The 21,931-nt window shown below is 69.4% G+C and carries 21 protein-coding genes; 9 read left to right on the forward strand and 12 right to left on the reverse strand.

Annotated elements, in window-relative coordinates; genetic code table 11:
* Window positions 1-113 precede the first annotated feature (113 nt).
* From ACQEVY_RS20630 to ACQEVY_RS20640, 3 genes are all read right to left on the reverse strand, one after another.
* On the reverse strand, window positions 114-770 hold the full coding sequence (locus tag ACQEVY_RS20630; RefSeq protein ID WP_432950599.1) for a hypothetical protein: 657 nt from the start codon (window positions 768-770) through the stop codon (window positions 114-116).
* 225 nt (window positions 771-995) lie between these two features.
* Window positions 996-1,163, reverse strand: coding sequence for a hypothetical protein (locus ACQEVY_RS20635; RefSeq protein WP_432950601.1), 168 nt, complete (start codon window positions 1,161-1,163; stop codon window positions 996-998).
* A gap of 35 nt (window positions 1,164-1,198) precedes the next feature.
* Entirely contained in the window at window positions 1,199-4,987 is a 3,789-nt protein-coding gene (locus ACQEVY_RS20640; protein ID WP_432950603.1) for a hypothetical protein, read from the reverse strand.
* A 323-nt stretch (window positions 4,988-5,310) separates the two neighbouring features.
* Here ACQEVY_RS20640 and ACQEVY_RS20645 point away from each other — a divergent pair, with 323 nt between their 5' ends.
* Window positions 5,311-6,234 (forward strand): ribosome-inactivating family protein, encoded by a 924-nt coding sequence (locus tag ACQEVY_RS20645; RefSeq protein ID WP_432950605.1) that lies wholly within the window; start codon window positions 5,311-5,313, stop codon window positions 6,232-6,234.
* 184 nt (window positions 6,235-6,418) lie between these two features.
* Here the strand turns inward: ACQEVY_RS20645 and ACQEVY_RS20650 are convergent, their stop codons facing one another.
* Complete coding sequence (locus tag ACQEVY_RS20650) at window positions 6,419-6,916, reverse strand: MarR family winged helix-turn-helix transcriptional regulator (protein ID WP_432950607.1); 498 nt, start codon at window positions 6,914-6,916, stop codon at window positions 6,419-6,421.
* A gap of 231 nt (window positions 6,917-7,147) precedes the next feature.
* Here ACQEVY_RS20650 and ACQEVY_RS20655 point away from each other — a divergent pair, with 231 nt between their 5' ends.
* Complete coding sequence (locus ACQEVY_RS20655; protein WP_432955318.1) at window positions 7,148-8,368, forward strand: cytochrome P450; 1,221 nt, start codon at window positions 7,148-7,150, stop codon at window positions 8,366-8,368.
* A gap of 24 nt (window positions 8,369-8,392) precedes the next feature.
* Window positions 8,393-8,590: a ferredoxin gene (locus ACQEVY_RS20660; protein ID WP_432950609.1), complete on the forward strand. Its 198-nt coding sequence runs from the start codon at window positions 8,393-8,395 to the stop codon at window positions 8,588-8,590.
* A gap of 144 nt (window positions 8,591-8,734) precedes the next feature.
* Here the strand turns inward: ACQEVY_RS20660 and serA are convergent, their stop codons facing one another.
* From serA to ACQEVY_RS20690, 6 genes are all read right to left on the reverse strand, one after another.
* Window positions 8,735-10,327: a phosphoglycerate dehydrogenase gene (gene serA, locus ACQEVY_RS20665; RefSeq protein ID WP_432950611.1), complete on the reverse strand. Its 1,593-nt coding sequence runs from the start codon at window positions 10,325-10,327 to the stop codon at window positions 8,735-8,737.
* Between the two features lie 349 nt (window positions 10,328-10,676).
* A complete protein-coding gene (locus tag ACQEVY_RS20670) occupies window positions 10,677-11,975 on the reverse strand; it encodes an MDR family MFS transporter (protein WP_432950613.1) in 1,299 nt (432 codons plus the stop codon).
* A complete protein-coding gene (locus ACQEVY_RS20675) occupies window positions 11,975-13,117 on the reverse strand; it encodes a PLP-dependent cysteine synthase family protein (protein ID WP_432950615.1) in 1,143 nt (380 codons plus the stop codon). Before ACQEVY_RS20675 ends, ACQEVY_RS20670 begins: the two co-directional genes overlap by 1 nt.
* A 770-nt stretch (window positions 13,118-13,887) precedes the next feature.
* Window positions 13,888-14,328, reverse strand: coding sequence for a DUF6153 family protein (locus ACQEVY_RS20680; RefSeq protein WP_432950617.1), 441 nt, complete (start codon window positions 14,326-14,328; stop codon window positions 13,888-13,890).
* 264 nt (window positions 14,329-14,592) lie between these two features.
* Complete coding sequence (locus tag ACQEVY_RS20685) at window positions 14,593-15,231, reverse strand: DUF305 domain-containing protein (RefSeq protein WP_432950619.1); 639 nt, start codon at window positions 15,229-15,231, stop codon at window positions 14,593-14,595.
* A gap of 86 nt (window positions 15,232-15,317) precedes the next feature.
* The gene (locus ACQEVY_RS20690) at window positions 15,318-15,755 is read right to left on the reverse strand and encodes a DUF6153 family protein (RefSeq protein WP_432950621.1); all 438 of its coding nucleotides are present in this window, start codon (window positions 15,753-15,755) and stop codon (window positions 15,318-15,320) included.
* Window positions 15,756-15,881: 126 nt separating this feature from the next.
* On the opposite strand from ACQEVY_RS20690, the gene ACQEVY_RS20695 reads away from it, so the two are divergent.
* The 5 genes from ACQEVY_RS20695 to ACQEVY_RS20715 all read left to right on the forward strand — a co-directional run bounded on the left by ACQEVY_RS20695 (window position 15,882) and on the right by ACQEVY_RS20715 (window position 19,584).
* The gene (locus ACQEVY_RS20695; protein ID WP_432955319.1) at window positions 15,882-16,235 is read left to right on the forward strand and encodes a heavy-metal-associated domain-containing protein; all 354 of its coding nucleotides are present in this window, start codon (window positions 15,882-15,884) and stop codon (window positions 16,233-16,235) included.
* Window positions 16,147-16,521 (forward strand): BlaI/MecI/CopY family transcriptional regulator, encoded by a 375-nt coding sequence (locus ACQEVY_RS20700; protein ID WP_432950623.1) that lies wholly within the window; start codon window positions 16,147-16,149, stop codon window positions 16,519-16,521. Before ACQEVY_RS20695 ends, ACQEVY_RS20700 begins: the two co-directional genes overlap by 89 nt.
* Window positions 16,518-17,429, forward strand: a complete 912-nt coding sequence (locus tag ACQEVY_RS20705) for a M56 family metallopeptidase (protein WP_432950625.1) — start codon at window positions 16,518-16,520, stop codon at window positions 17,427-17,429. The genes ACQEVY_RS20700 and ACQEVY_RS20705 overlap by 4 nt, the downstream gene beginning before the upstream one ends.
* Window positions 17,430-17,656: 227 nt before the next feature.
* The gene (locus ACQEVY_RS20710; RefSeq protein WP_432950627.1) at window positions 17,657-18,682 is read left to right on the forward strand and encodes an NlpC/P60 family protein; all 1,026 of its coding nucleotides are present in this window, start codon (window positions 17,657-17,659) and stop codon (window positions 18,680-18,682) included.
* Between the two features lie 32 nt (window positions 18,683-18,714).
* The gene (locus ACQEVY_RS20715) at window positions 18,715-19,584 is read left to right on the forward strand and encodes a F510_1955 family glycosylhydrolase (protein ID WP_432950629.1); all 870 of its coding nucleotides are present in this window, start codon (window positions 18,715-18,717) and stop codon (window positions 19,582-19,584) included.
* Window positions 19,585-19,742: 158 nt separating this feature from the next.
* Here the strand turns inward: ACQEVY_RS20715 and ACQEVY_RS20720 are convergent, their stop codons facing one another.
* Together ACQEVY_RS20720 and ACQEVY_RS20725 are read right to left on the reverse strand one after the other, a co-directional pair.
* Window positions 19,743-20,540, reverse strand: a complete 798-nt coding sequence (locus ACQEVY_RS20720; RefSeq protein WP_432950631.1) for an alpha/beta fold hydrolase — start codon at window positions 20,538-20,540, stop codon at window positions 19,743-19,745.
* A 160-nt stretch (window positions 20,541-20,700) separates the two neighbouring features.
* Entirely contained in the window at window positions 20,701-21,261 is a 561-nt protein-coding gene (locus ACQEVY_RS20725) for a hypothetical protein (protein ID WP_432950633.1), read from the reverse strand.
* 277 nt (window positions 21,262-21,538) lie between these two features.
* On the opposite strand from ACQEVY_RS20725, the gene ACQEVY_RS20730 reads away from it, so the two are divergent.
* On the forward strand, window positions 21,539-21,832 hold the full coding sequence (locus ACQEVY_RS20730; RefSeq protein ID WP_432950635.1) for a heavy-metal-associated domain-containing protein: 294 nt from the start codon (window positions 21,539-21,541) through the stop codon (window positions 21,830-21,832).
* Window positions 21,833-21,931 lie beyond the last annotated feature (99 nt).

The following is a 21,931-nucleotide window of genomic DNA, read 5'->3' on the forward strand; positions in this document are numbered from 1 at the left end:
CGTGAGACGAACCGGTTCCGGGCCCGCGTCAGGTTCTCGTAAGCGGTGCGCAAGGGTCTCGTAAGAACTCGTGAGAGCTCTTGAGGACTATTGGCAAACAGATCCGGAGGGCGTCAACACTTCCAAGTCGCCCAGAACCACTTGCCCTTCATCGTGCCGTCCGGCCACAACACCGGCGTCTTGATGTGGACGTCCGTGGAGCCCTGGCCCGGGTAGTACCAGTGGTAGTGGCCGTTCTTGCGCTCGCCGTAGTGGACCTCGAGCCAGCCCTGGGAGTTCCGCTCGTACGGAGCGAACCAGTAGCCGCCCGCCTCACCGGGCTTGATCGTGCCCTTGAGGGTGGTGCTGGCGCTGACCGTGTCGCCCGCCTTCCAGGTCTCCTCCTGCGAGACGCCGGCGGACATGCCTCCCTCGAGGACGTCCGAGAAGCCGGCCTTGACCTCCACCGAGGTCGTCTGGCTGAAGGAGTACTCGGTGGTGCGGTCGATCCGGAAGATGCGGTCGTAGCCCAGGTCGGAACTGCCCGCGCAGTTGTACACCGCGTTGCCGACCTGACGCCGCTTGCCCAGCTCGGTCCATGCCTTTTCCTCGCGGTACTGGCAGGAGTCGGCGTTGTCGTTGTTGCAGTCCCAGATCACATCGGGCCTGTCGTCGCCCCAGCCGGGGCTGCTGTTGGCGCTGGCCGTCCCCGTGGAGAAGGGGATCAGGAAGAGGGCCAGGGCGGGCGTCAGCATGGCTAGGCGACGGCGGCCGGTCTTGAGAGCCTTCATGGATGGGTTCTCCCGTCGGGTCGTTCGACACCCTCGTCGGGTGTTACGGCCGCTGTCCCGGCCGGGGGGGAGAAGAGGGGGATGGCCGGGACAGCGACGGCTCGATCCTCAACGCTCGAGAATTGATCAGCCAGCCGCTCCATCAGGGCAATCAATCACCGGCCGGGCGCATCAACCGCCCACGGGGGCGCATCAATCGTCGACCGGGCCCGCCCGCCGGGGGCATCACCGCCGTTGGAACACATCACCGTCGTCGGAGCCCATCACCGCCGTCCGGAGCATCACCGTCGTCGGCACATCACCGCCGTGGGGGTACGTCACCGCCGTCGAGACATCACCGCCGTCGGACCGCCTCACCGCCGTCGGGTGCGTCACCGTCGTCGGGGGCATCACCGCCGTGGGGGTACGTCACCCACCCGCCGGCCGCGTCACCCGCACACCCTCCGATACGGCACATCCGCCACATGCGCCTCCCACTGCACCCGCGTCAGACCCCCCGGGTCGCCGCCGCCCTTCGCCACCCTCGCGCACACCGTCTCGACCGCCTTGGACGGTGCGATGGTGTACCGCTGGAGCGGGACGTGCGCGCTCCCCGCGTACACCGTGCCGCTGTCCGCGCTGAACGCCACCGTGTCGATCTTGTCGCCCGGTGTCGTCAGCGGGCCGCCGAGGGGCTGTTGGGTGTCGAGGTCCCAGAGTTGGAGCGTGCCCGCCTCGCCGCCCACGGCGAGGGTGCTTCCGTCGGGGCTGACGGCGAGGGCGTTCACGGCTTCCGAGCTGTCGCCGACGGGGTCCTCGGCGCTGTCGCTGGTGGAGCCCACGCCGATCGGTGCCGGGAAGACGTTCCGGAGGATGCCGGCTCGCTCCCGGACCTTGCCGTCCCACAGCGCCACCCGGCCCGTCTGGTCCCCCGCGACCAGCCGCGAACCGTCCGCGGCGAAGGCGAGCGCGCCGATCTCGTCGCCCTGAACCAGGTTCTGTGCGGCTGCCTTGCCGTCCGGCAGGACGGCCGTGCGGGTGTCGCCGACCAGGAGTCCGCCGTCGGGGCGGACGGCGACGTGGCTGCTGGACAGGGCCGGCAGGACCGCCGTTCTGCGGTGAGAGGCCGTGTCCCAGACCTCGTTGCTCAGCTCGCCGGCAGCCGAGGAGCGGGTGGCGTAGAGCGTGCGCGCGTCGGGGCCCAGGGCGAGCGTGAGCACCGCGGGTGCCGAAGTCCTCGTCGCCAGGTCCAGCGTCGTACGAAACCGGCCGGGCGCGACGTCCCAGATCATGACGCGCTGCGGGGACGCCTCGTCGTCGGGCGCCGAGATTCCGTACGCGAGCGTCTTGCCGTCGGGGGCGAACGCCAGCAGTGGTGAGGTGCTCTCCGGGTGCACAGGCGTCTCGGGGTCGCGGGAGACGGGGAGCGGCGGAGGCGGCAGCGTCCGCAGCAGCTTCCCGTCGGCGGTGTCGCGCAGCTCGAAGTGGTAACGGTCGTTGCTGCGCCGGGCGGTGGCCAGGGTGCGGCCGTCCGGGCTGATGCGCACCCCGTCCAGCGGTTCGTCGCGCCAGGCGGGCGTCACGGCATGCGCGACGTCGAGGGAGTGGACCGTACCGCCCTCGAGGTAGCGCAGGACGGGGCGGTCGGGATCCCAGGCGAGGCCGCCGTACGGGTGCTGGTTGTTCAGGGAGTGCCGGAACACCGGGGCCGCCTCGTCGACCGCGAGGCGCCACACCCTGACCTCCTCACCGTCCGCGGTCGCCAGGAACTTCCCGTCCTTGCTGAGGGAGGCGTACTTCACGCCCGGGTCGTCGATGTTCGCCAGCCGCCGTCCCGAGGGGACGTCGAAGACGTGCATCCCGTCGAAGGTGTACGCGGCGAGGCGTTGCCCTCCGTCGAACACGAGCTGCGGCCCTTCCGCGCTGCAGATCTCGCCGTCCCGTTCCCAGGCTCCTGGCATCGTGCGCCCCGTCTTCAAGTCCCGTACCAGGGGCGTGCCCTCGTCGGGGCAGGCCGCGACCAGCCGGCCGTCCGTGCTCGACGCCACCAGCGTCGTATCCGCCGCCTTCGTGTCGTATCGCAGGCGGTCGTCGGCGGACGAGCGCACCTGCACCGTGTAGTCGCTCGTGTCACCCACGACGTAACTGGCGCCGGAGAACTCCACGGAGGCAGAGGAAGGCAGCCGGTCGCCGCGCCACCGACCGGTGGCCGTGTCCCACAGCCGAGTTCCGTCGTCCCCGGTGATCGCCAGCAGCCGCCCGTCCGCAGCAGTCGCGCTCACCGTGCCGCCCTCCGGCAGACGCCCCGAGGCGATCCGCCGGTGCCGGACCACGTCCCAGGTCCGCCACACGCGTCCCTCGACGCTGAGCAGCCTGCGGCCCGAGTGGGTCAGGAAGCGAGTGGGGCCGTCGCCGGGCGCCGGGTCGATGAAGGAGTCGGGTTCCGGCTGGCCGAGTGAGCCCAGCAAGGCCCGCCGGGTCTCCGGCAGTTGGGCCGCGCGCCAGGCGGCGACGCCCAGCAGCTGCGCGGTGCGGGGATCGGTCGTACGCAGCGACTCCGCGACGGCGGCGATACGGCGGGCCGCCTCGTCGGTGCGCCGCCGCTGGTTGTCGCGGTGCTCCAGCAACGCGACCAGTCCGGCCACAAGCGCCACCGCGAGTACGGCCGACAGCACGCCCACCGCTGCCCGTGCCCGGCGCGCCGAGTGGGCGGCGGCCCGGCGTTCCGCGTCGCGGGCCTCGAAGGCGGCGACGAGGAACTCCCGTTCCGCCACGGTCAGTTCGGGGTCGCACGCGGGGTTCGGGAACAGTTCCTCCGCTCGGGCCAGGCGGACGCCCCGGTACAGCGTGCCCGGGTCACGATCGTGCTCCAGCCAGGCACGGGCCGCCTCGGTCAGCGCCCGGTGGTGGCGCAGCCGCTCGCGGTCCTCCTCGATCCAGCCGTGCAGCCGGGGCCAGCGGGTGATCAGCGCCTCGTGGGCGAGGTGGACGGTCTCCTCGTCCGAGGTGAGCAGGCGGGCGCGGGCCAGCCGCTCCACCACCGGCGGCACGTAGGGGCACGCCCACGACTCGAGTTCGGCCCGGTTCAGCGGACGCCGGGTGTCAGAGGTCCCGCGCCCGGGCTCGACCATCCGCAGCAGCAGACGGCGGGCCGCGTCCGCCTGGGCCGCGGTCAGCTGCCCGTACACCTCCTCCGCGCTGGCCGCGATCGCGCCGCCCACCCCGCCGGCCGCCTCGTACGAGGCCAGGGTCAGCAGCCGGCCGCGACGCCGCCGCCAGGTCTCCAGCAGCGCATGCGAGAGCATCGGCAGCCCGCCGGGCTGGTCCAGGACCTCCTCGACGATCCGGGCGGTCAGCTCCCGCTCCACCAGCAGACCGGCCGCCTGCGCCGGTTTGACGACCGCCTCCCGCAGCTCGTCCGCCGTCATCGGCCCGACCAGCAGCGCGGCGCCGCGCAGCATGTCCGCGAGCTCCCGGTGCTCGGCGCACCGGGCGTAGAAGTCGGCCCGCACCGCGATCAGCACCCGCAGCCTGCTGTCCGGTTTCCGGGCGGCCAGCAGCAGGTCGATGAAGCGGGCCCGCTCAGCCTTGTCCCGGCACAGGGTGAAGACCTCCTCGAACTGGTCCACCACCACCCAGCTCTCCGGCTCGTCCTCGGCCGGGGCCAGCAAGTGCTCGTACCGGGCGGCCGGCCGGTCCCCCGGAGTGAGGATCCGCAGCACCCCCGGCCTCCCCAGCTCCGCGATCTCCTCCTGAAGACGCGGGATCAGCCCGGCCCGCAGCAGCGACGACTTCCCGCTCCCGGACGCCCCGAACACCACCGCGAACCGCTGCTCGGACACCAGCTCGCACAGCTCGTCGACCAGCCGGTCCCGGCCGAAGAACAGGTCACGGTCGGCGGGCTCGAAGCGCGCGAGACCCCGGTACGGCGGCGCCGCGTCCTCGTCGGTCTTCTCGTCCACGGGGCTCTCCGCGGCCTCCGCTTCGGCCGCCTTCCACCGCGGCTCCCACTCCCCGGGTTCGCCGCCACAGGCTCGTACGTACCCCTGGACCACGGCCAGCGACGGCAGCCGCTGCCCGGCCGCCGCCTGCGACAACGTCGTCGCCGAGAACCCCGCCGCCTGGGCCATGGTCCGGTACGACGGGCAGCCCGCGGCCTTGCGCAGCACCCGCAACTCGTGGGCGAGGCGCTGCACCGGACCGGCATCCGGATCCACCGTTCTTTCGGGACGTCCCACGAAGCCGTCCCCTTTCCTGTGGCAGTACGTGGCTTTACGTGTCTCTGGCAGTGCATGTCTGTTGTCGTACGCGCCTATGCCCGTACGTGGCTGTATGGCCGGCGAAAGCGCCGTTCAGGGCGGCAAACGTACGGACCGCACCACTCGGGCGTGAACCCTTTCCCGATGTGACATCGACCGTTGACAACGGCGACGAAACGGCCCGGCAAACAACCCAGTGCAGTCCACGAGGTTGATTGCCCTGGTGGAAGGGACGTGCCAATCAACACTCCGGTTGCAAGCGTCGGTCAGGCACGACGCTCATTGCACACAAGGAGAAGCACATGAGTCCTGACATCGTTGCAGGCAGCCCTCCGGGAGGCCGACGCACCAGAACGACCATCGCAACCGCAGGCGCGGTACTGCTCGCGCTGCTCCTGGCCCTGCTCAGCCCCCTCGGTGCCACAAAAGCCTTCGCGATCGACGACGCGAACGACATCGACTGGGACGTCAGCGGAGGCCGGGCCAGCTACCAGCAGATGATCAACGATGTCCGCGGCCGAGTGAACGAAAAGGCGATCTACGGCAACGGCGCACAGACGGTGTGGGCCACCGAAACGACCACCGACGACTTCTTCCTCGTCAACGTGTACGACGGGCCGAACCTGCTGACCCGCATCGTCATGAACGCCCACAACCTGTACGTGCAGGGCTTCTACAACCCCCGCGACCACACCTACCGCTACACCTCGGACGCGACCCTCCAGAACGTGAACTGGCTGCCGTCTTCGTCCACGGAACCGAACTCCGCAGAGGTCCTCCCGTTCTCGGGCAGCTACACCGCCAGCAATGGCCTGCCCGGCTACGCCGGCCAGACCAGAACGACGCCGATGTTCTCCACCCGCGATCTCCGGGACCACGCGAACGCGCTCAACAACCCGCCAGTCGTAGAAAACGACAGGAATGCCGCAAACCGCGCCAGGGCCGGAGCGCTCCTGTGGTTCGTGGAAGCCATCGCCGAGGGTGCCCGGTTCCACGCCATCTCCGACCGGATCATCAACGGCTGGACCGACGACTGGGGATACCGCTTCGATGACTCCGACGTGGGCCTGGTGACCAACTGGCAGGTGATCGGCGAAAACCTCCAGCGACGACTCGACGGGATCGGTGTGGAGCCGGCCCCCCGGCAAGGGCGGTACGACTTCAGCACCATCGCCTCCACTGTGGCCGTCCTCGCCCTCGCCATGTGGTGGTCCCCTACCTCCTGACCGGCAGACAGCCTGATGCGTCGGCCCTCGGACGGCCCACCGGAGAACACCGGTGGCCGCCCGAGGGCGCTGCCGTGCGATGCCAGGCGGTCCACAGTGGCGAACATGGGCTCGCGGGGTGGGTGTGCGGGAGGCGGGGTTCCTACCGTCGGATGCCCGCTGACATCACGAGCTCACTCCGTGGTCAGTCCCGCGGGTGCTGATCGTCGGCGCCCTGGGGCGTCGGACGCGGCCAGGCGCGGCCCGTGATGCGTTCGATGTCGGTGTTGAACTGCCGCAGGTCGGCGACGAAGCGCTGCAGGCGCTCGGGCTCCCAGTCGACGACGACCTGGGTCAGGCCGTTGATGATCTCCTCGCGCTGCGCGGCAAGACGCTTCACGCCCTCTTCGGTGAGCCGGAACTTCCGGGCCACCCCGCCGTCCGGATCCAGCGTCCGCTCCACCAGGCCCTCCCGCAGCAGCGCCGAGGTCTGCCGCGTGAACGTGGACGCGGCGAGCCCGAACGCCTCGACGAAGTCCGGGATCGACATCGGTCCCTGCACTTCCAGCCTGCTGAGCAGCGCGTAGGCGCTACGGTCCAGGGCGCCTCCGCCGCGTACGCCACGCGGTGTCGACGACTCCCGGTTCCGCGTCAGGATCAGCAGCTCCCGCTCGATGCGCTCCCCCGCCTCTCGGGCATCCACGCGAACTCCCTTTGCCTGCACGTACGTTGGCGACCGGCGCGCTGGCCCGCGTCACCGTCTCTCTCCACCCTACGTCGATAATGCGCCATGCATGGAAAGTGCATGATGCACTATTGATGCAACATGCACGACGTACGTATCGTGCAGCACCGTGAACGCGCCGTCGTCGGCGTCATCGGCACCGTCGACACCGCTGCCGCACCACACCTCCCCCCCACGAGGAGACGCCAGATGAGCCAGAACGACCAGGTCATCCGTCTGCCGATACCCACCGAAGGCCCACTGGAGCCGCCCGCCGAATGGGAACGGCTGCGCGGCCAGTGCCCGGTGGCCACCGTCGAACTCCCCAGCGGAGACACCGGCAAGCTCCTCACCCGCTACGACGACGTCAGAAACCTCCTCGCCGACCCCCGCTTCGCCCGCCCCACCACTGAGGACAACAGCGCCAGGGTCGCCCCCGAAGGAGCAGGCGGCTCCGCCGCAACCGGCGACTACGAACTGGCCATCCCCGACAACGGCGAACCCCACCTCAGGTGGCGGCGACAGGTAGGCAAGTACTTCACCGCCAAACGCATGAGGGCACTACGCACCGGCATGACGGAGACGGCCGAAAACCTCATCGACGCCATGGTCGACCACGGACAGCCCGCCGACCTCAAGGCCGCCCTCGGCTTCCCCCTCCCCGTGTACGTCATCTGCGACCTGCTCGGCGCCCCCGCCGAGGACCGCGAACGCTTCTCCTACTGGTCCGACGCCTTCCTGAACGTCACCCGCTTCACGAAGGACGAGACCCGCGCCGCACACGCCGAGTTCATCCAGTACATGACCGACCTCATCGCAGCCAAGCGCGCCGAACCCGGCGAAGACCTGCTCAGCATGCTGATCAAGGAAAGCGAGGCAGAAGGCGAGGGCATGACCGACGCCGAACTGCTGAGCACAGGGATGGGCCTCCTGGTCGCCGGCCACGAGACCACCGCCAACATGATCGGCAAGATGATCGCCATGCTCCTCACCGACCGCTCCCGCTGGGAACGCCTACTCGCCGACCCCACCCTCATCCGCACCGCGGTCGACGAAGCACTCCGCTACGACGCCAACCTCGGCACCTTCGGCATCCGCCGCTACCTCACCGAAGACACCGACATCAACGGAGAAACCCTCCCGAGCGGCACCACAGTCTTCTGCGCCCTGTCCTCCGCCAACCGCGACGAGGACACCTTCACCAACCCCGACGAAATGGACCTCACCCGCAGCCCGAACCCGCACCTGACCTTCGGCGCCGGCCCCCACGCCTGCCTAGGCCAATCCCTGGCCCGCACCGAACTCCAAGTCGTCTTGGAAACCCTCGTCCACAAACTCCCCACCCTCACCCTGGCCGTCCCCACCGACGAACTACAGCGCGTGGAAGGCCTATTGGTCGGCGGCCTACGCGAGGTCCCCGTGCGCTGGTAGCGAGCAGGAAGGAGGCCAAGAAACATGAAGATCAGCGTGGACGAGACGAAATGCTGCGGCGCCGGCCAATGCGCCCTGATCGCCCCCGAAGTCTTCGACCAGCGGGAAGAGGACGGCATCGTCACCCTCCTCGCCCCCGAACCACCCAAGAACCAGCACCCCACCGTCCGAGAGGCAGCCGCCGTCTGCCCGACCGCCGCCATCACACTCGACGACGCATGAACCCCGCGGGCGTGTTGTCCCTATCCATGGAGCCCCCTGAGCGGCTCCGCGGGTGCCGTGGCAGGAATCAGCACCGCCCCGCAGGGGGCCTGCGGCACTCGGGCGCGGTGCACCGCGCCCGAGTGCGTACGGTTGTGCTGTCGGTCAGTTCTCCAGGCTGACCGAGCGGGCCGAGGTGGCGCCGATCTCCTGGGCGATCTCACCGAGAACGTCGGTCGGGACGTTGTTGTCGACGTCCAAGACCACCAGAGCCTCACCGCCGAGGGCCGCCCTGGAGACCTGCATGCCGGCGATGTTCAGGCCCGCCTCGCCAAGAACGCGGCCGAAGGTGCCCATGACACCGGGGCGGTCGGCGTAACGCAGGAAGACCAAGTGGTGGGCCATCGCCAGGTCGATGTCGTACTTACCCACCGACACGATCTTCTGGATGTGCTTGGGGCCGACAAGGGTGCCGGAGATCGAGACCTCCTCGCCATCTGCGAGTGTGCCGCGGACGGTCAGCATGTTGCGGTGGTCCGGGGACTTGGAGCTGGTAGTGAGGCGGACCTCGACGCCGCGCTGCTGCGCGAAGAGTGGGGCGTTCACGTAGGACACGGTCGCGTCGACGACGTCCTGGAAGACGCCCTTGAGCGCGGAGAGTTCGAGGACCTTGACGTCGTGCTGGATGATCTCGCCGTACACCTCGACGTCGAGCCGGACGGCGACCTCGCCCGCCAGGGCGGTGAAGATCCGGCCGAGTTTCTCGGCGAGCGGCAGCCAGGGCCGTACGTCTGCCGCGATGACGCCGCTCTGCACGTTGACCGCGTCAGGGACCAACTCGCCCGCGAGCGCCAGCCGGACCGAACTGGCGACGGTGATGCCCGCCTTCTCCTGAGCCTCGTCCGTGGAGGCACCGAGGTGCGGGGTGCACACGACCTGGTCGAACTGGAAGAGCGGGGAGTCCGTGCAGGGCTCCTGCGCGTACACGTCCAGGCCCGCGCCCGCGACCCGCCCCTCCTTCAACGCGTTGAACAGCGCCTGCTCGTCGACGATCCCGCCGCGCGCGGCGTTGACGATCCGGACGTGCGGCTGGACCTTGTGCAGCGCTTCCTCGCCGATCAGGCCCAGTGTCTCCGGGGTCTTCGGCAGGTGCACGGTGATGAAGTCCGAGACCTCGAGCAGCTCGTCCAGTGAGAGCAGCTTGACGCCCATCTGCGCCGCCAGCGCAGGCCGTACGTACGGGTCGTAGGCGACGATTTTCATGCCGAAGGCGGACATGCGTTGGGCGACCAGGACACCGATGCGGCCGAGGCCGACGACGCCGAGGGTCTTCTCGCTCAGCTCCACGCCCGTGTATTTGCTGCGCTTCCACTCGCCGTTCTTCAGGGCGGTGTCGGCCTGCGGGATGTTGCGTGCCGCGGCGATCAGCAGGCCGCAGGCGAGCTCGGCGGCCGTGACGATGTTGGACGTGGGGGCGTTGACGACCATCACGCCCGCCTGGGTGGCGGCGGATACGTCGACGTTGTCGAGGCCGACACCGGCGCGGGCGACGACTTTCAGTTTCCTGGCCGCGGCGATGGCCTCGGCGTCGACCTTGGTCGCGCTGCGCACGAGGATCGCGTCGACGTCGGCGATCGCCGGGATGAGCTCGGCTCGGTCGGCGCCGTTGCAGTGCCGGATCTCAAAGTCCGGGCCGAGCGCGTCAACGGTGGCGGGCGACAGTTCTTCAGCGATCAGTACGGCGGGTTTCGGGCTCACGGGCGTCTTCAGTCCTTACCTATTGCTTGAGGGACGGCCGTCTCGGCGGCCGAAGGCGGTGGCGGCTTGCGATGTGGTTCTGCGGGTGCTGGAGGAGCGCGGTCGGCATTGAGGCGTCACCTGCCGCGCCAGCGCAGGGGGCGATGGCGGCGTGATGCGCGAGTACGTTCTGACGGCAGGTGACGTGCCAGGTGGTCAGGTGGCCGTGGCACGGGTGGGCGAGCGCCTGACGGTGCTTGTGTCCGTGGGCGCAAAACGCCGGCGCACAGGCCCAACCATCGACGTGGGCGTGGTCAGCTGGAGGGGACGGAAGCGAAATCGTCCGCCCCCTCCACCAGGTGACGTCGTGTTATGCGTTCGCGGTCTCTGGCTGCACCTCGCGCACCGGTGGCGCCAGGCGGCCCGTGCGGTGCAGCCCGTAGAGGCCGGCCGCGCAGGCGAGGCCGACTGCGAACAGCGCCACCCACGGCAGCGCGGACATCCCGGCGGCCCGGGCGGCGTCGAGCGCGGCACCGGTCAACAGGTTTCCGAGGGTGATACCGATGCCGCAGATGGTGTTGTACAGGCCGTAGTGGGTGGCGACGAGGCGGTTGCCTGAGAGGCGGACGATGGTGTCCATCTCGAAGGGGTACGCGATCATCGTGCCGATCGCGAGGAGCAGCGCGGACAGCGCCGGCGGCACGGCCGCGAGCAGCCACAGCCCCACCCCGCCGTCCGGTACCGGGACCGCAGTGGCCACCAGCAGCGGAACAAACCCCAGCCCCATGGTCAGCAGCCCCCAGGTCAGTGCACGGCCCGGTTCCATGCGGGCCTTGCACCAGGCGGTCACCTTGGTCTGGAAGAGGATGGTGCTCAAGCCCGAGACGGCGAACAGCACCGCCACCGCCGCCGTGCCGAAAGTCCCGTCGCCACCCAGGCGCCGTACCTCCAGCGGCAGGGCGAGGTAGACCTGGAACTGCATGACGTAGAAGCCGATCATGGCAACCGAGAACAGCAGGAACGGCCGGTTGGACACGATGCCGCGCCACTGGGACAGCACGCCCTCCTGGTCCTGTCCGCGCCCCGCGTCGTCGCCCCGGCGGGCGGGCAGGGCCCGGATCTGGACGATGCTCAGCAGAGCGAAGATCCCGGCCGCGACAAGGCACGTGACGCGGAAGCTCACGCCCGTCAGCAGCATGCCCACCAGCGGGCCGAGCAGGATCCCGGCCTGGTAGAACACGTTGAACAGGGCGAACGCCTCGACTCGCCGCTCACCCGCATCCGCCGCGACATAGGCTCGGACGGCGGGATTGAACAGCGCTCCGGCCAGCCCCGTCGCCGCCGACGCGGCCAGCAGGGCGGGTACGGACTCCACCAGCCCGAGGGTCGCGAAGCCGAGGATGCGCAGCACCAACCCGGCGATGATCATGGGCTTGTAGCCGAGCCGGTCGGCCAGCGTTCCGCCGAGCAGGAACATGCCCTGCTGGCTGAAGTTGCGGACGCCGAGGATCAGCCCGACCAGCCAGCCCGCAAGGCCCACGGGACCTGCCAGATACGCGGCCAGGTAGGGCATCAGCATGTAGAAGCCGAGGTTGATGGTGAACTGATTCACCATCAACAGCTGGACGCTGCGCTCGTAGGTACGAATCTGCGCGATGGTGCTCTTCATCAGGCCGTCTCCTCGGAGTCGGCCTCGGCGGCGCCGGCAAGTTCCAGGACGTCGGCGTTCTGCCCTTCGCTGTTCAGGGTGAGCGGGTCGACCACGGTGGTGCACCGGGTCCAGCGGGTGACCTCCTTCTCGTCCAATCGGCCGATCACCTCCGGTTCGGGCGCGGGCGGGGAGTCGAGCAGGCCATGGGCGGCGCAGTAGTCGTCGTCGTAGACCGTGCCGAGGTAGCGCTGCGGGCCGTCGGGGAAGATCGCCGCGATCCGGGTGTCCGCGGGCAGGGTGCGTGTCAGCCAGCCGGCGACCATCGCCACCGCGCCGACGCTCCATCCCCCGGTGGCGTAGTGGGAGGCGGCCAGCTGGCGGCAGGTCCACACCGCCTCCGCCGGGGCCACCCAGTGCACCTCGCTGAAGTTGGCGTAGGCGACATTGCGCGGGTAGATGCTGGAGCCGAGGCCCCGCATCAGCCGGGGCCGGGCGGGCTGCCCGAAGATGGTCGACCCGATGGTGTCGACCCCGACCAGTTTGAGGTCCGGATAGAGCTGCTGGAGTACGCGGGAGACTCCGGCGGAGTGTCCGCCGGTGCCCACGCTGCACACCAGCACGTCGATGTGGCCGAGTTCCGTGGCCAGTTCGAGGGCGAGCGGGGTGTACGCGGTGGTGTTGTCGGGGTTGTTGTACTGGTCCGGGCACCACGAGCCGGGGTGCTGCTCCATCAGCTTGGCGACCCGGTCGCGGCGGGCCTGCTGCCAGCCCCCGGTGGGGTGCGGTTCGGAGACGAGATTGACCTGGGCTCCGTAGGCGGTCAGCAGCCGGGTCATGGACATCTCCAGCCCCGGGTCGGTGACCAGTGTGACGGGGTGTCCGTACACCATTCCGGCCAGGGCGAGACCCAGACCGAGGGTGCCGCTGGTCGACTCGATGATCCTGGCGCCCGGCCGGAGTTCGCCGCGGGCGCGGGCGCGCTCGACCATGTGCAGGCCCGGACGGTCCTTGATGCCGCCGGGGTTGAAGCCCTCCAGCTTCGCCCAGAAGCCGCGGCCCGGCTCGGTAAAGGGCTGGGAGACGTGCAGGAGCGGGGTGTTGCCGACAAGTCCCCGTAGGGCGGAGCCGGAGCCGGCGGGAGTGAGGTCACTCTTGGCCATGGAGTGCATTTATTTCGCTCTCATATCGGTATGGACGCGTGCGGATGCTCGTCTCGCGCGACGGCCGATGGCGCGCCGCGCGGCGGGGCGACCAGGGCCGACCCGCGGAGTGGCTCCTATATGCGCCACCGGCAGATGGCGGTGAGAGCGGACCGGCCGCCGCTGGGCAGCAGTCTTCGCACGGTGCCGGCGGGCTGGCGCACGGGAATTGCTGTGGGCTCTGTCAGCGACAGCGCGGCGACGGCGGGCGGCGGGACCCGAGGGGACGATTGTGGGGAGACGGCCTGCGTGAGACGGGGACCGTGGCAACGGTCGGGAGACTCGGACGGGTCGAGATTCTCTCCGTCGGAGCCCTCCGCGGGCAGAGGGGCTTCACTCGACGCCGCGGCTGAACGAGCGGGCGACTCCGGCGCATGGCGTTGATCGCCGAGGCACACCAGCAGCATGCACAGCAGGGCGTACAGCGTGCCCAGGACGAGCCGGCTCCTCCGGAGCGGACGTACACATGAGGCATCGGCACGGGAAAGGGCAGGGGTGGGCGGCACAGGTCCTCCGCGCGGCGGTCACTGCCCGTACGGGAGCTCTCCCGGTCGGGGCAGGGATCGGTGGGGGTGAGGGAAGAGGGCCGTCGACCGTCCCCGCGCCACGCTGTGGGGCGCTGTGCGCAGGAGGTCAGACGCCATGGACCGGTCGCCGGGAGATGACGTGACGCGGCCTTGGGCCGAGTCCAGAAACCCCGGGAAAGGTCGACCGGTTCAGAAAGCGCTGACCTAGATACGAAGAACCGCGGAGTCTGCCGCTTGCGTTCTCGGGACCGCGAAGTCCCGTGCCGCGGCGGCGTGACGGGCGGGCGCGAAGCCGGGTGCCTCCTCGCCGTTCTCCGAGCTCAGCGGAGACAGGCAGGGCTCCGTTACAGCCGGACCCTGCGAAGGCTGCCCCATCGCACAGTCCGCATCGGCGTGCTGCTGTCCGTGGCCGTCGTGATGGCCCTCCGGCTGCTCGCCCGTCGGCTGCGCCGACGTGGCACTCGCAACGTTTTCGTGTTCGGCAGTGTGCTCGAAATGAACGTCCGACGCCGAAACACCCTTGTCGGAGGCGAGGTGACTCACCGTCGCGTCAGGGCTGACGGTATGCGTATACAGCAGGCCGAAGAGGAACAGGCCAAGCCCCAGCGCACGCCACAGAGCCGCTGATGAGCGGCTCCTCGGCATACGAGAAGGAGACCAGGCCGTAATCACGCTGTGATCCTAACCTGATCGCCAGGCCCCGGCACGCCGTCTCAGGAGAACATCGCGTGAACCCAGCCACATGACGTCACGCCAGGGCGCCTGTTGGGACCAATCGCGCCCAACGACTGGGGACTTCATTGTTCGCAAACGCCGTGTTCGGCCCTGTGTGACGGCCGTGGAGAACGGACAACGGTGCGGCCGGACGGGCGATGTGCACCTCCGGTCCGCACCGTTTCTGCCGCCGCGTCAGCTCTTGCCGAGCATCTTGTTCATCTGCTCGATCTCGGCGGTCTGGGCCGTGATCACGTCGTCCGCGAGCTTCACGGCGGGACCGTACTTGCCGTCGGCCTTCTGAGTCTCAGCCATCTCGATGGCTCCCTCGTGATGCTTGATCATCATCTCGAGGAACATCTTGTCGAACTCGGCGCCGGAGGCCTTCTCCAGCTTGTCCATGTCCTCGCTGCTCATCATGCCGGGCATGTCGGACGACATGTCGCCCATGTCGTGGCCCTCCATGCCGGACATGTCCGCGGGGACCTCCTCGCCCCACGAGGTGAGCCATCCGGACATGGTCTTGATCTCCGGGTCCTGCGCGCCCTTGATCTTCGCGGCGAGGTCCTTGACCTCCTGTGAAGAGGCTCGGTCGGCGGCCAGGTCGGCCATTTCGACGGCCTGGCGGTGGTGCTGGATCATGTCCGTCGCGAAGGAGACGTCTGCGTTGTTGTGGTTACCGGCCTTGGCCGAGGCGGACGCAGACGGGCTGGAGTCGGAGCCCATGGACCCCATGTCGTGCCCTCCGCCGCCACAGGCGGCGAGGCCGAGGGCTGCCACTCCCGCGGTGGCGGCGAGAGCGGTACGGCGGATGAGCTTGCGGTGTGCGGTCATGAAGTGAACTCCTGCGTTCGGATGGTGAAGGGCATACCGAGACGCGGCGCCGCCCCGTGTGGGCGTACGGCGACGCGCGGGGCGCTCTATATCCGCAGGATCTGGAGTTCGGAGAGTGAGGGCGGAGCTCGTCCACCGTCGGGCTCACTGTCGGCCGCGGAAGCAGGTACGTCCGCCGTGCCGGCGCAGGCTGCTACAGCGGGCAGGAGCGCCGGTGCCACTACGGGACCCCCGGCGACGGAGGCCGAAGCGCAGGTCGGATCGGCATGGTCCGTGTGGCCCGAACAGCCGCCCTCGCCGTGATCACACTCGCCCGGCATCGACGCCATGACGTCCGCGTGCGCGACCGACATCATCCGGTCGTGCCCTGAGGCAGCGGTGACCTCCGGGACCGCCCCAAGTCCGTGCATACCGAGCAGGCCCAGAAGCAGGGCGCATACGAGCAGCCCACAGGACCGCACCGTCGAGTGCGATCGAGGGAACTGTCCGAAGCGGGTCACTGGCTCGTCGTAGGCATAGATCATCAGCCTCTTGCATCCCGGAGGCCGCGGGAATAGACACGGAGACGCGATACCCACCGAGGGTATCGCAGCCCTCGCCGGGAGGGACCATTGGCCCACGTTCTGACGGCCGAGTATCACGTGTCCGGCATGACATGCAGCCACTGCGAGAGCGCCGTGAAAGAAGGGGTCTCGGCACTCGACAGCGTCGTCGAAGTACAGGTCGACATCCCCACGGGCCGCGTCACCGTGACGTCCGCCACCCCGCTTGACGACACCCGGATGGCGAGGCCGTCGGCGAGGCGAGTTACGAACTCCCAGGGCGAGCTGACGATTTCGCCCTCGCGCCGAAAGCCCGACCGAGCGGCCGTCTACTATGGCCTTGCGTACTCAGTGGCGAAAGGAAGTCAGGGCGATGCGACGGCTAGGGGATCTCGAGGCAGAGATCATGGATCGTCTCTGGACGTGGAACCGTCCGGCGACGGTGCGGGAGGTCGTCGATGACATCAACAAGACCCGTCCCGTCGCGTACACCACGGTGATGACCGTCACCAACATCCTGTACAACAAGGGCTGGTTGCTGCGGGGCAAGCAGGGTCGCGCCTGGTTGTACACACCCGTACGCAGCCGCGAGGCGTACGCCGCCGCGCTCATGGAGGACGGTTTGGGAGAGAGCAAGGATCGCCCGGCCGCGCTGGTCGAATTCGTCTCGAATATGTCTGATGACGAGATGGCCGCCCTGCGCAAGGCCCTGCGGACAGCGGGACGACAGGACAAGGCCAAACCGTGAACGCGGCCCCGGCCCTGGTCGGCTACACGGCAGCGGTGGGGTTCGTCGCTCCGCGCCTGATGCTGCGCGGGAGCTGGCAGCACCGGGCCCCCGCTCTGGCGGCGGCGGTGTGGCACGCCCTGGCGGTCTCCTTCTCGATCGGGGCCGCGCTGGCCGCGTACAGCCTGGCCATGCCGGCCGAGCACCTGCACGCGGGCCTGGTGGGCCTGCTGCACACCTGCGGAGTGGACGTGGGCACGGCTCAGCCCGATCCGAACACCGCGGACCGGCTTGCCGTCGGCGTCCCCGCCGCGATCGGGATCGCCCTGGTCGCGAGCTTCGCCTTCCACGTCGTACGAGCCCGTCGGGTGCGGACCGAGCACCGGGATGCCGTTGACCTGGTGGGCCGCCACTCGGCCCGGCTCCGCGCCACCGTCCTGCCGTACGAGGTGCCCGCCGCCTACTGCCTGCCCGGCCGGGACCCCCGGATCGTGATCAGCGACGCGGCCGTACGCGAACTGACGCCCGAGCAGCTCGCCGCCGTTCTCGAGCACGAGCAGGCCCACATCGTGGGCCGTCACCACCTGTTCCTGGCCGCGACGGAAGCCTTCCACGCGGTGTTCCGGTGGCTGCCGCTGGCCCGCCATGCCCGGGAGCAGACGGCGCTCCTGCTGGAGATGATCGCGGACGACCGCGCACTGCGCAGCCACTCCCACGAGGTGTTGGCCACGGCGATGTACGAGATGGCGGCGGCCCGCACTCCGAAGGGCGCCTTGGCAGCGGGCGGCCAGAATGTACTGATCCGCCTGAAGCGAGTCCTCGGGCCCCGCAAGGCTCCGCACCCCGCCCTGTGGGGTTCTGCGGCCGCCGCGGTCGTGACGGTGCCGCTGCTGCCGCTGCTGGTCGCCTGTCCGCCAGGTCTCGGCTGACGCCGGGCAGACATGCTCCGCGTGAGGCCGCTGTGACTCGGATTCACTTGCGATACGCAATACGAAGCTACTAAGTTCTAAACCTCTTCGATGAATGCGGCGCTGGGCACGGGCGAAGGCTCGTGCCCAGCGCCGGATCCATGGGGGCAGTGCCGAAGCCGGCTGGTGTCGCACGACGACCAGAGCCCGTCGCTCGGTCCACAGACGCGCAGAGGAGTCACTCCACGATGGGAACGCACCGTCGGCCGAAGCCGCCCAGCCGCGCCCGGATCGCCACGCTCGGCATGGCCGCCGGCGCCGTCAGCCTCCTGCCGACGCAGAGCCAGGCGGCCCCCAACCCCACTGTGGACGAGGTCCGCAAGGAGGTGGAGCGGCTCTACGAGGAGGCCGAGGCCCCCACCGAGGAGTACAACGCCGTCCGCGAGAAGCAGAAGAAGCTGCAGCGCGAGGCCGACCAGGCGCAGGACCGGCTGGCCCGCAAGCAGCAGGAGATCAACGAACTGCGCGAGGAGATAGGCCCGTTGGCGGCCGCGCAGTACCGCAGCGGCGGCGTCGACCCGAGCGTGCAGCTCTTCCTGTCCGGCGATCCGGACAACTACCTCGACAAGGCCCAGATGCTCGACCGTACGAGCAGCCGACAGGCCGATGCTTTGCGGACGATGCAGAGCAAGCAGCGCGAAATCGCGCAGGAGCGCTTGGCCGCCCAGAAGCGTCTGAAGGATCTGGAGGAGACGCGCACCAAGGCCGCGAAAACGAAGGACGAGGTCCAGGACAAGCTGGCGAAGGCGCGCAAGCTCCTCAACAGCCTGACTGCCGCCCAGCGCGCCAAGTTGGAGGCCGATCAGGAGCGTGAGGACGCCGCCGCGGGCGCCAGCGACTCCCCGGCGACGTACAACGGCCCGGCCAGCGGCCGCGGCAAGGCCGCACTCGACTTCGCGTACGCGCAGCTCGGCAAGCCTTACGAGTGGGGCGCGACCGGCCCCAACTCCTACGACTGCTCGGGGCTGACCGGCGCCGCCTGGCGCGCTGCGGGCGTCTCACTGCCGCGTACCGTCCAACAGCAATACGACGCCGGCCGCAAGGTCGCCAAGTCGGACCTGCAGCCCGGCGACATCATCTACTGGTACAACAGCACCCAGCACAACGGCATGTACGTCGGCAACGGCAAGGCCATCCACGCCCCGCGCACCGGCAAGAACATCGAGATCGTCCCGCTGGATTCCATGCCGTTCTTCGCCGCCAGCAGGCCCTGAGCGACAACCCCCGTACCACCCGAGGAATTTCAGTGACCGCACGCCCGGCTGTCCGCCGCCTGCTCGCCATGGCAGGCGCTTCGATCGCCGCCTTGGTCCTCGCCGCTTGCGGAGGCGGTTCCTCTGACGCGGACATGGCGGCAGACGCATCCGACTCGTCGGGGGCTCTCTCCCATGTGCACGGCCTGGGTGTCGATCCCGCTGACGGACGTGTGTACGTCGCCACCCACAGCGGCCTGTACACCGTGGCCAAGGGTGAGAAGCCGAAGCTCGTCGGCGACCGCAAGGACGACTTTATGGGCTTCACCATCACCGGTGAGAACACCTTCATCGCCAGCGGACATGGCGCCCCCGGCAGCGACCGTCCGGGCAATGTCGGCCTGATCGAGAGCAAGGACGCGGGCCGTACCTGGACGTCCCGGTCCTTGTCGGGGGAGGCCGACTTCCACTCCCTGGACTCGGCCAAGGGCACGGTCTATGGATACGAGGGCGGCCGGATCCGGACGAGCAGCGACCTGAAGAGCTGGGAGGACGGCGCGACGCTGGAGGCCCTCGACCTCGCGGTGAGTCCCAACGGCGGCAGGCTGTTGGCCACCACCGCGGAGGGCGTCGTCACCAGCACCGACGGCGGGCGCACCTTTGCCGAGAGGGCCGAGCCAGTGCAGGCGTTCCTGTCCTGGCCCACGGAGAAGTCCCTGTTCGGCATCGACCCGTCCGGGAAGCTGAGCAGCAGCGCGGACGGTGGCAAAACGTGGAAGCAGCTCACGGCCGTGCCCGGCGGACAGCCCCAGGCCCTGACCGCTGTCAACGCCGACCACATCCTCGCCGCGACACAGACGGGCGTGCACGAGTCCCGCGACGGCGGCAAGACCTTCACCGAACTCGCGCCGCTCGCGTCGTGACACCGCTGACGGGCGAGGCATCAACGACCCTTGCCCGAAGGACAGCCGCCGGACAGACGGATACTCAGGACGAAGACACAGCCCCAGCACCTGCCTGAGCAGCACCAACTCCGCGGTACCGCTCAGCAGCCCTTCACACTGCAGGGGCAACTGCCTGCTCAGGCCGGCATGTGGGAATCGAGGAAGGCTTTGAGGGCGGGAGCGAGTGCCTGCCCGAGTTCCTCGGCCGTTTCCACCGTGCCGAACGGGGCCGCAGGCGCGAGTTCGCCGTGGGGCAGGACCTGGACGGCGGCCGCGGCGAGTTCGCCGGGATGTCGTGCGTCGGCGCCCGGCACGATCAAGGTCGGGACGGTGATGGCCCTCAGGTCGTCGACACTGCGGAACGCCCGATCACGACCAATGGCGCACGCGGCCACGATGCTCGCGGGATCGGCGCGGGGAATGGCCTCGCGTACGAGGTTCCCAATGACGGGGGCCAGGGACGGCAGTAGATCACTCCACGCGGCGCCGAGCCCGCTGGAGCGCACGCGGGCGGCGAACCGTTCCAGCATCTCGGCCTCGGCCTGCTTGGCATCGTCGTCCTCGATGTCCTCCAGGCTGATCACCAGTGCCGCCCGTATCCGCTCGGAGTGGGCCGCGGCGGCGCGCAATGCGATGGTGCCGCCCAGACCGGTACCACCGACTGCAGCCCGCGACAGTCCGAGATGGTCCATCAGCGCAAGGACATCGTCGGCGTACTGGGACCACGTGTGGCGGGCTGGATCAACGCAGACCGACCGGCCGTACCCGCGCACGTCCGGCAGTACGACCCGGTAGCGGTCGGCCAAGAGCCCCGCCAGGGGCAGAAGGCTGCGATGATCCGGGCCGCCGCCGTGCAGCAGGAACACCGCTGGACCCGCTCCGACGCTCGCCGCATATAGGGGGCATCCATCGCTGCCCTGGTAGGTGATGTCCATCGTGTCGTCTCCCCGCAGGCCAGGACGAAAGTCATCCGAACAGACCACCGACCATACCCTTAGGGGGTACTTCATCGGAGGCAGGCCGGACGGGCCCGAACAGCCCATGCCGGATAACCCTGCCCCAGCTGAACGACCCGTATAGAAAGTCGTCCGCGTATCAGCCGACCGCGAGCCCGGCCGCCTGACCTCCGGGCTCGGCGGTCCGCTGTCGCATTTTGGACTCCTGCTGCCTGCGCCAGCCGTAGCGGGTCAGCCCCTTCGGCTTGTACACCGAGAGCACCACCGCGATGAGCAGTACCAGCAGAGCCGCTCCGGCGTCGGCCAGCAGCTGGACCCTCATCCCGAAGTGATCGCCGGCGGACAGGCTCGCCTCGGCCGCGGCATCGGAGACTTGGCCGACAACCTGCATGTGCACGAGCAGCAGGACGGTCGCCACGACGTTGATCAGTAGCTTGAACAGGACCCAGTAGTGACGGAACAAGCCCCACGCGGTCCCCAGGGCCTGGAGCAGTCCGGTCAGCAGCGAGGCAAGGCTCAAGGGGACCAGGACGAGCCAGCCCGTCAGCTCCATCGCGACGTAGGCGCCCCGCACCGTCTGGGCGTCCGGGCTGGTCAAACCCGCAACGGCGAGAGCGAGGAAGACGGCCACGGCGCCGAGCCAGCCGACCGAGGCGGTGACGTGCGCGGTGAGCGCGAGCTTGCGGAGGCGGGGGTTCATGGCCGTCACGGTCAGTGGCCGCTCATGCCGCCGCCGATGGCGTGCATGAGCACGAACGCCACGAGCAGGGCGGCGCCGGCGGCGATGGCGAGCGACTTCGCCCAGCGCGGCATGCCGGGATGCGCTGGCAAGCAAAGAACCGGCCGGACGGACCGTGTGTGCAGCCCCACACATGACGTGATACCCCCGGGGGGTATAATATTGATGTCACGGACGGGCCGGGGACAACGCCCCTCCCGGAAAGCAGCCCACGCACCCACACCCGGAGGAAGTAGCCATGACCACCCAGACGAACTCCAGCTCCGGCTCTTGCTGCGGCTCCTGCGGTTCCGGCGCCACGGTCGACGCCGAGGGCGTCGGCGTCACCACCACCTACAAGGTGACCGGCATGACCTGCGGCCACTGCGAGAGCTCCATCTCCCAGGAGATCTCCGCTCTGGACGGCGTCACCGCAGTCAAGGCCGTCGCCAAGACCGGCGAGGTCACCGTCACCTCCGCCGCACCGCTCGAGGAGGCGGCCGTCCGCGCCGCCGTGGACGAGGCCGGTTACGAGCTCGTCGGCCGCGCCTGACAACCCTCTCCGGGGCCCACGGCCCCGGAGAGCGAATTGCCCCCCACGCCGGGACGTATCGCTCCGCTGATACGGACGCCGTACGTCCCGGCCTCCCCC

This window comes from Streptomyces sp. CA-288835, assembly GCF_050936385.1.
Lineage (GTDB): Bacteria > Actinomycetota > Actinomycetes > Streptomycetales > Streptomycetaceae > Streptomyces.

Excerpts from the sequence above, each read along its gene's own strand:
- ACQEVY_RS20690 (WP_432950621.1), bottom strand. The coding sequence starts at position 15,755 with ATGATCTATGCCTACGACGAGCCAGTGACCCGCTTCGGACAGTTCCCT.
- ACQEVY_RS20730 (WP_432950635.1), top strand. The coding sequence starts at position 21,539 with ATGACCACCCAGACGAACTCCAGCTCCGGCTCTTGCTGCGGCTCCTGC.
- ACQEVY_RS20680 (WP_432950617.1), bottom strand. The coding sequence starts at position 14,328 with ATGCCGAGGAGCCGCTCATCAGCGGCTCTGTGGCGTGCGCTGGGGCTT.
- ACQEVY_RS20685 (WP_432950619.1), bottom strand. The coding sequence starts at position 15,231 with ATGACCGCACACCGCAAGCTCATCCGCCGTACCGCTCTCGCCGCCACC.
- ACQEVY_RS20700 (WP_432950623.1), top strand. The coding sequence starts at position 16,147 with ATGCGACGGCTAGGGGATCTCGAGGCAGAGATCATGGATCGTCTCTGG.
- ACQEVY_RS20645 (WP_432950605.1), top strand. The coding sequence starts at position 5,311 with ATGAGTCCTGACATCGTTGCAGGCAGCCCTCCGGGAGGCCGACGCACC.
- ACQEVY_RS20655 (WP_432955318.1), top strand. The coding sequence starts at position 7,148 with ATGAGCCAGAACGACCAGGTCATCCGTCTGCCGATACCCACCGAAGGC.
- ACQEVY_RS20725 (WP_432950633.1), bottom strand. The coding sequence starts at position 21,261 with ATGAACCCCCGCCTCCGCAAGCTCGCGCTCACCGCGCACGTCACCGCC.
- ACQEVY_RS20670 (WP_432950613.1), bottom strand. The coding sequence starts at position 11,975 with ATGAAGAGCACCATCGCGCAGATTCGTACCTACGAGCGCAGCGTCCAG.
- ACQEVY_RS20675 (WP_432950615.1), bottom strand. The coding sequence starts at position 13,117 with ATGGCCAAGAGTGACCTCACTCCCGCCGGCTCCGGCTCCGCCCTACGG.
- ACQEVY_RS20710 (WP_432950627.1), top strand. The coding sequence starts at position 17,657 with ATGGGAACGCACCGTCGGCCGAAGCCGCCCAGCCGCGCCCGGATCGCC.
- ACQEVY_RS20720 (WP_432950631.1), bottom strand. The coding sequence starts at position 20,540 with ATGGACATCACCTACCAGGGCAGCGATGGATGCCCCCTATATGCGGCG.
- ACQEVY_RS20630 (WP_432950599.1), bottom strand. The coding sequence starts at position 770 with ATGAAGGCTCTCAAGACCGGCCGCCGTCGCCTAGCCATGCTGACGCCC.
- ACQEVY_RS20695 (WP_432955319.1), top strand. The coding sequence starts at position 15,882 with ATGACATGCAGCCACTGCGAGAGCGCCGTGAAAGAAGGGGTCTCGGCA.
- ACQEVY_RS20660 (WP_432950609.1), top strand. The coding sequence starts at position 8,393 with ATGAAGATCAGCGTGGACGAGACGAAATGCTGCGGCGCCGGCCAATGC.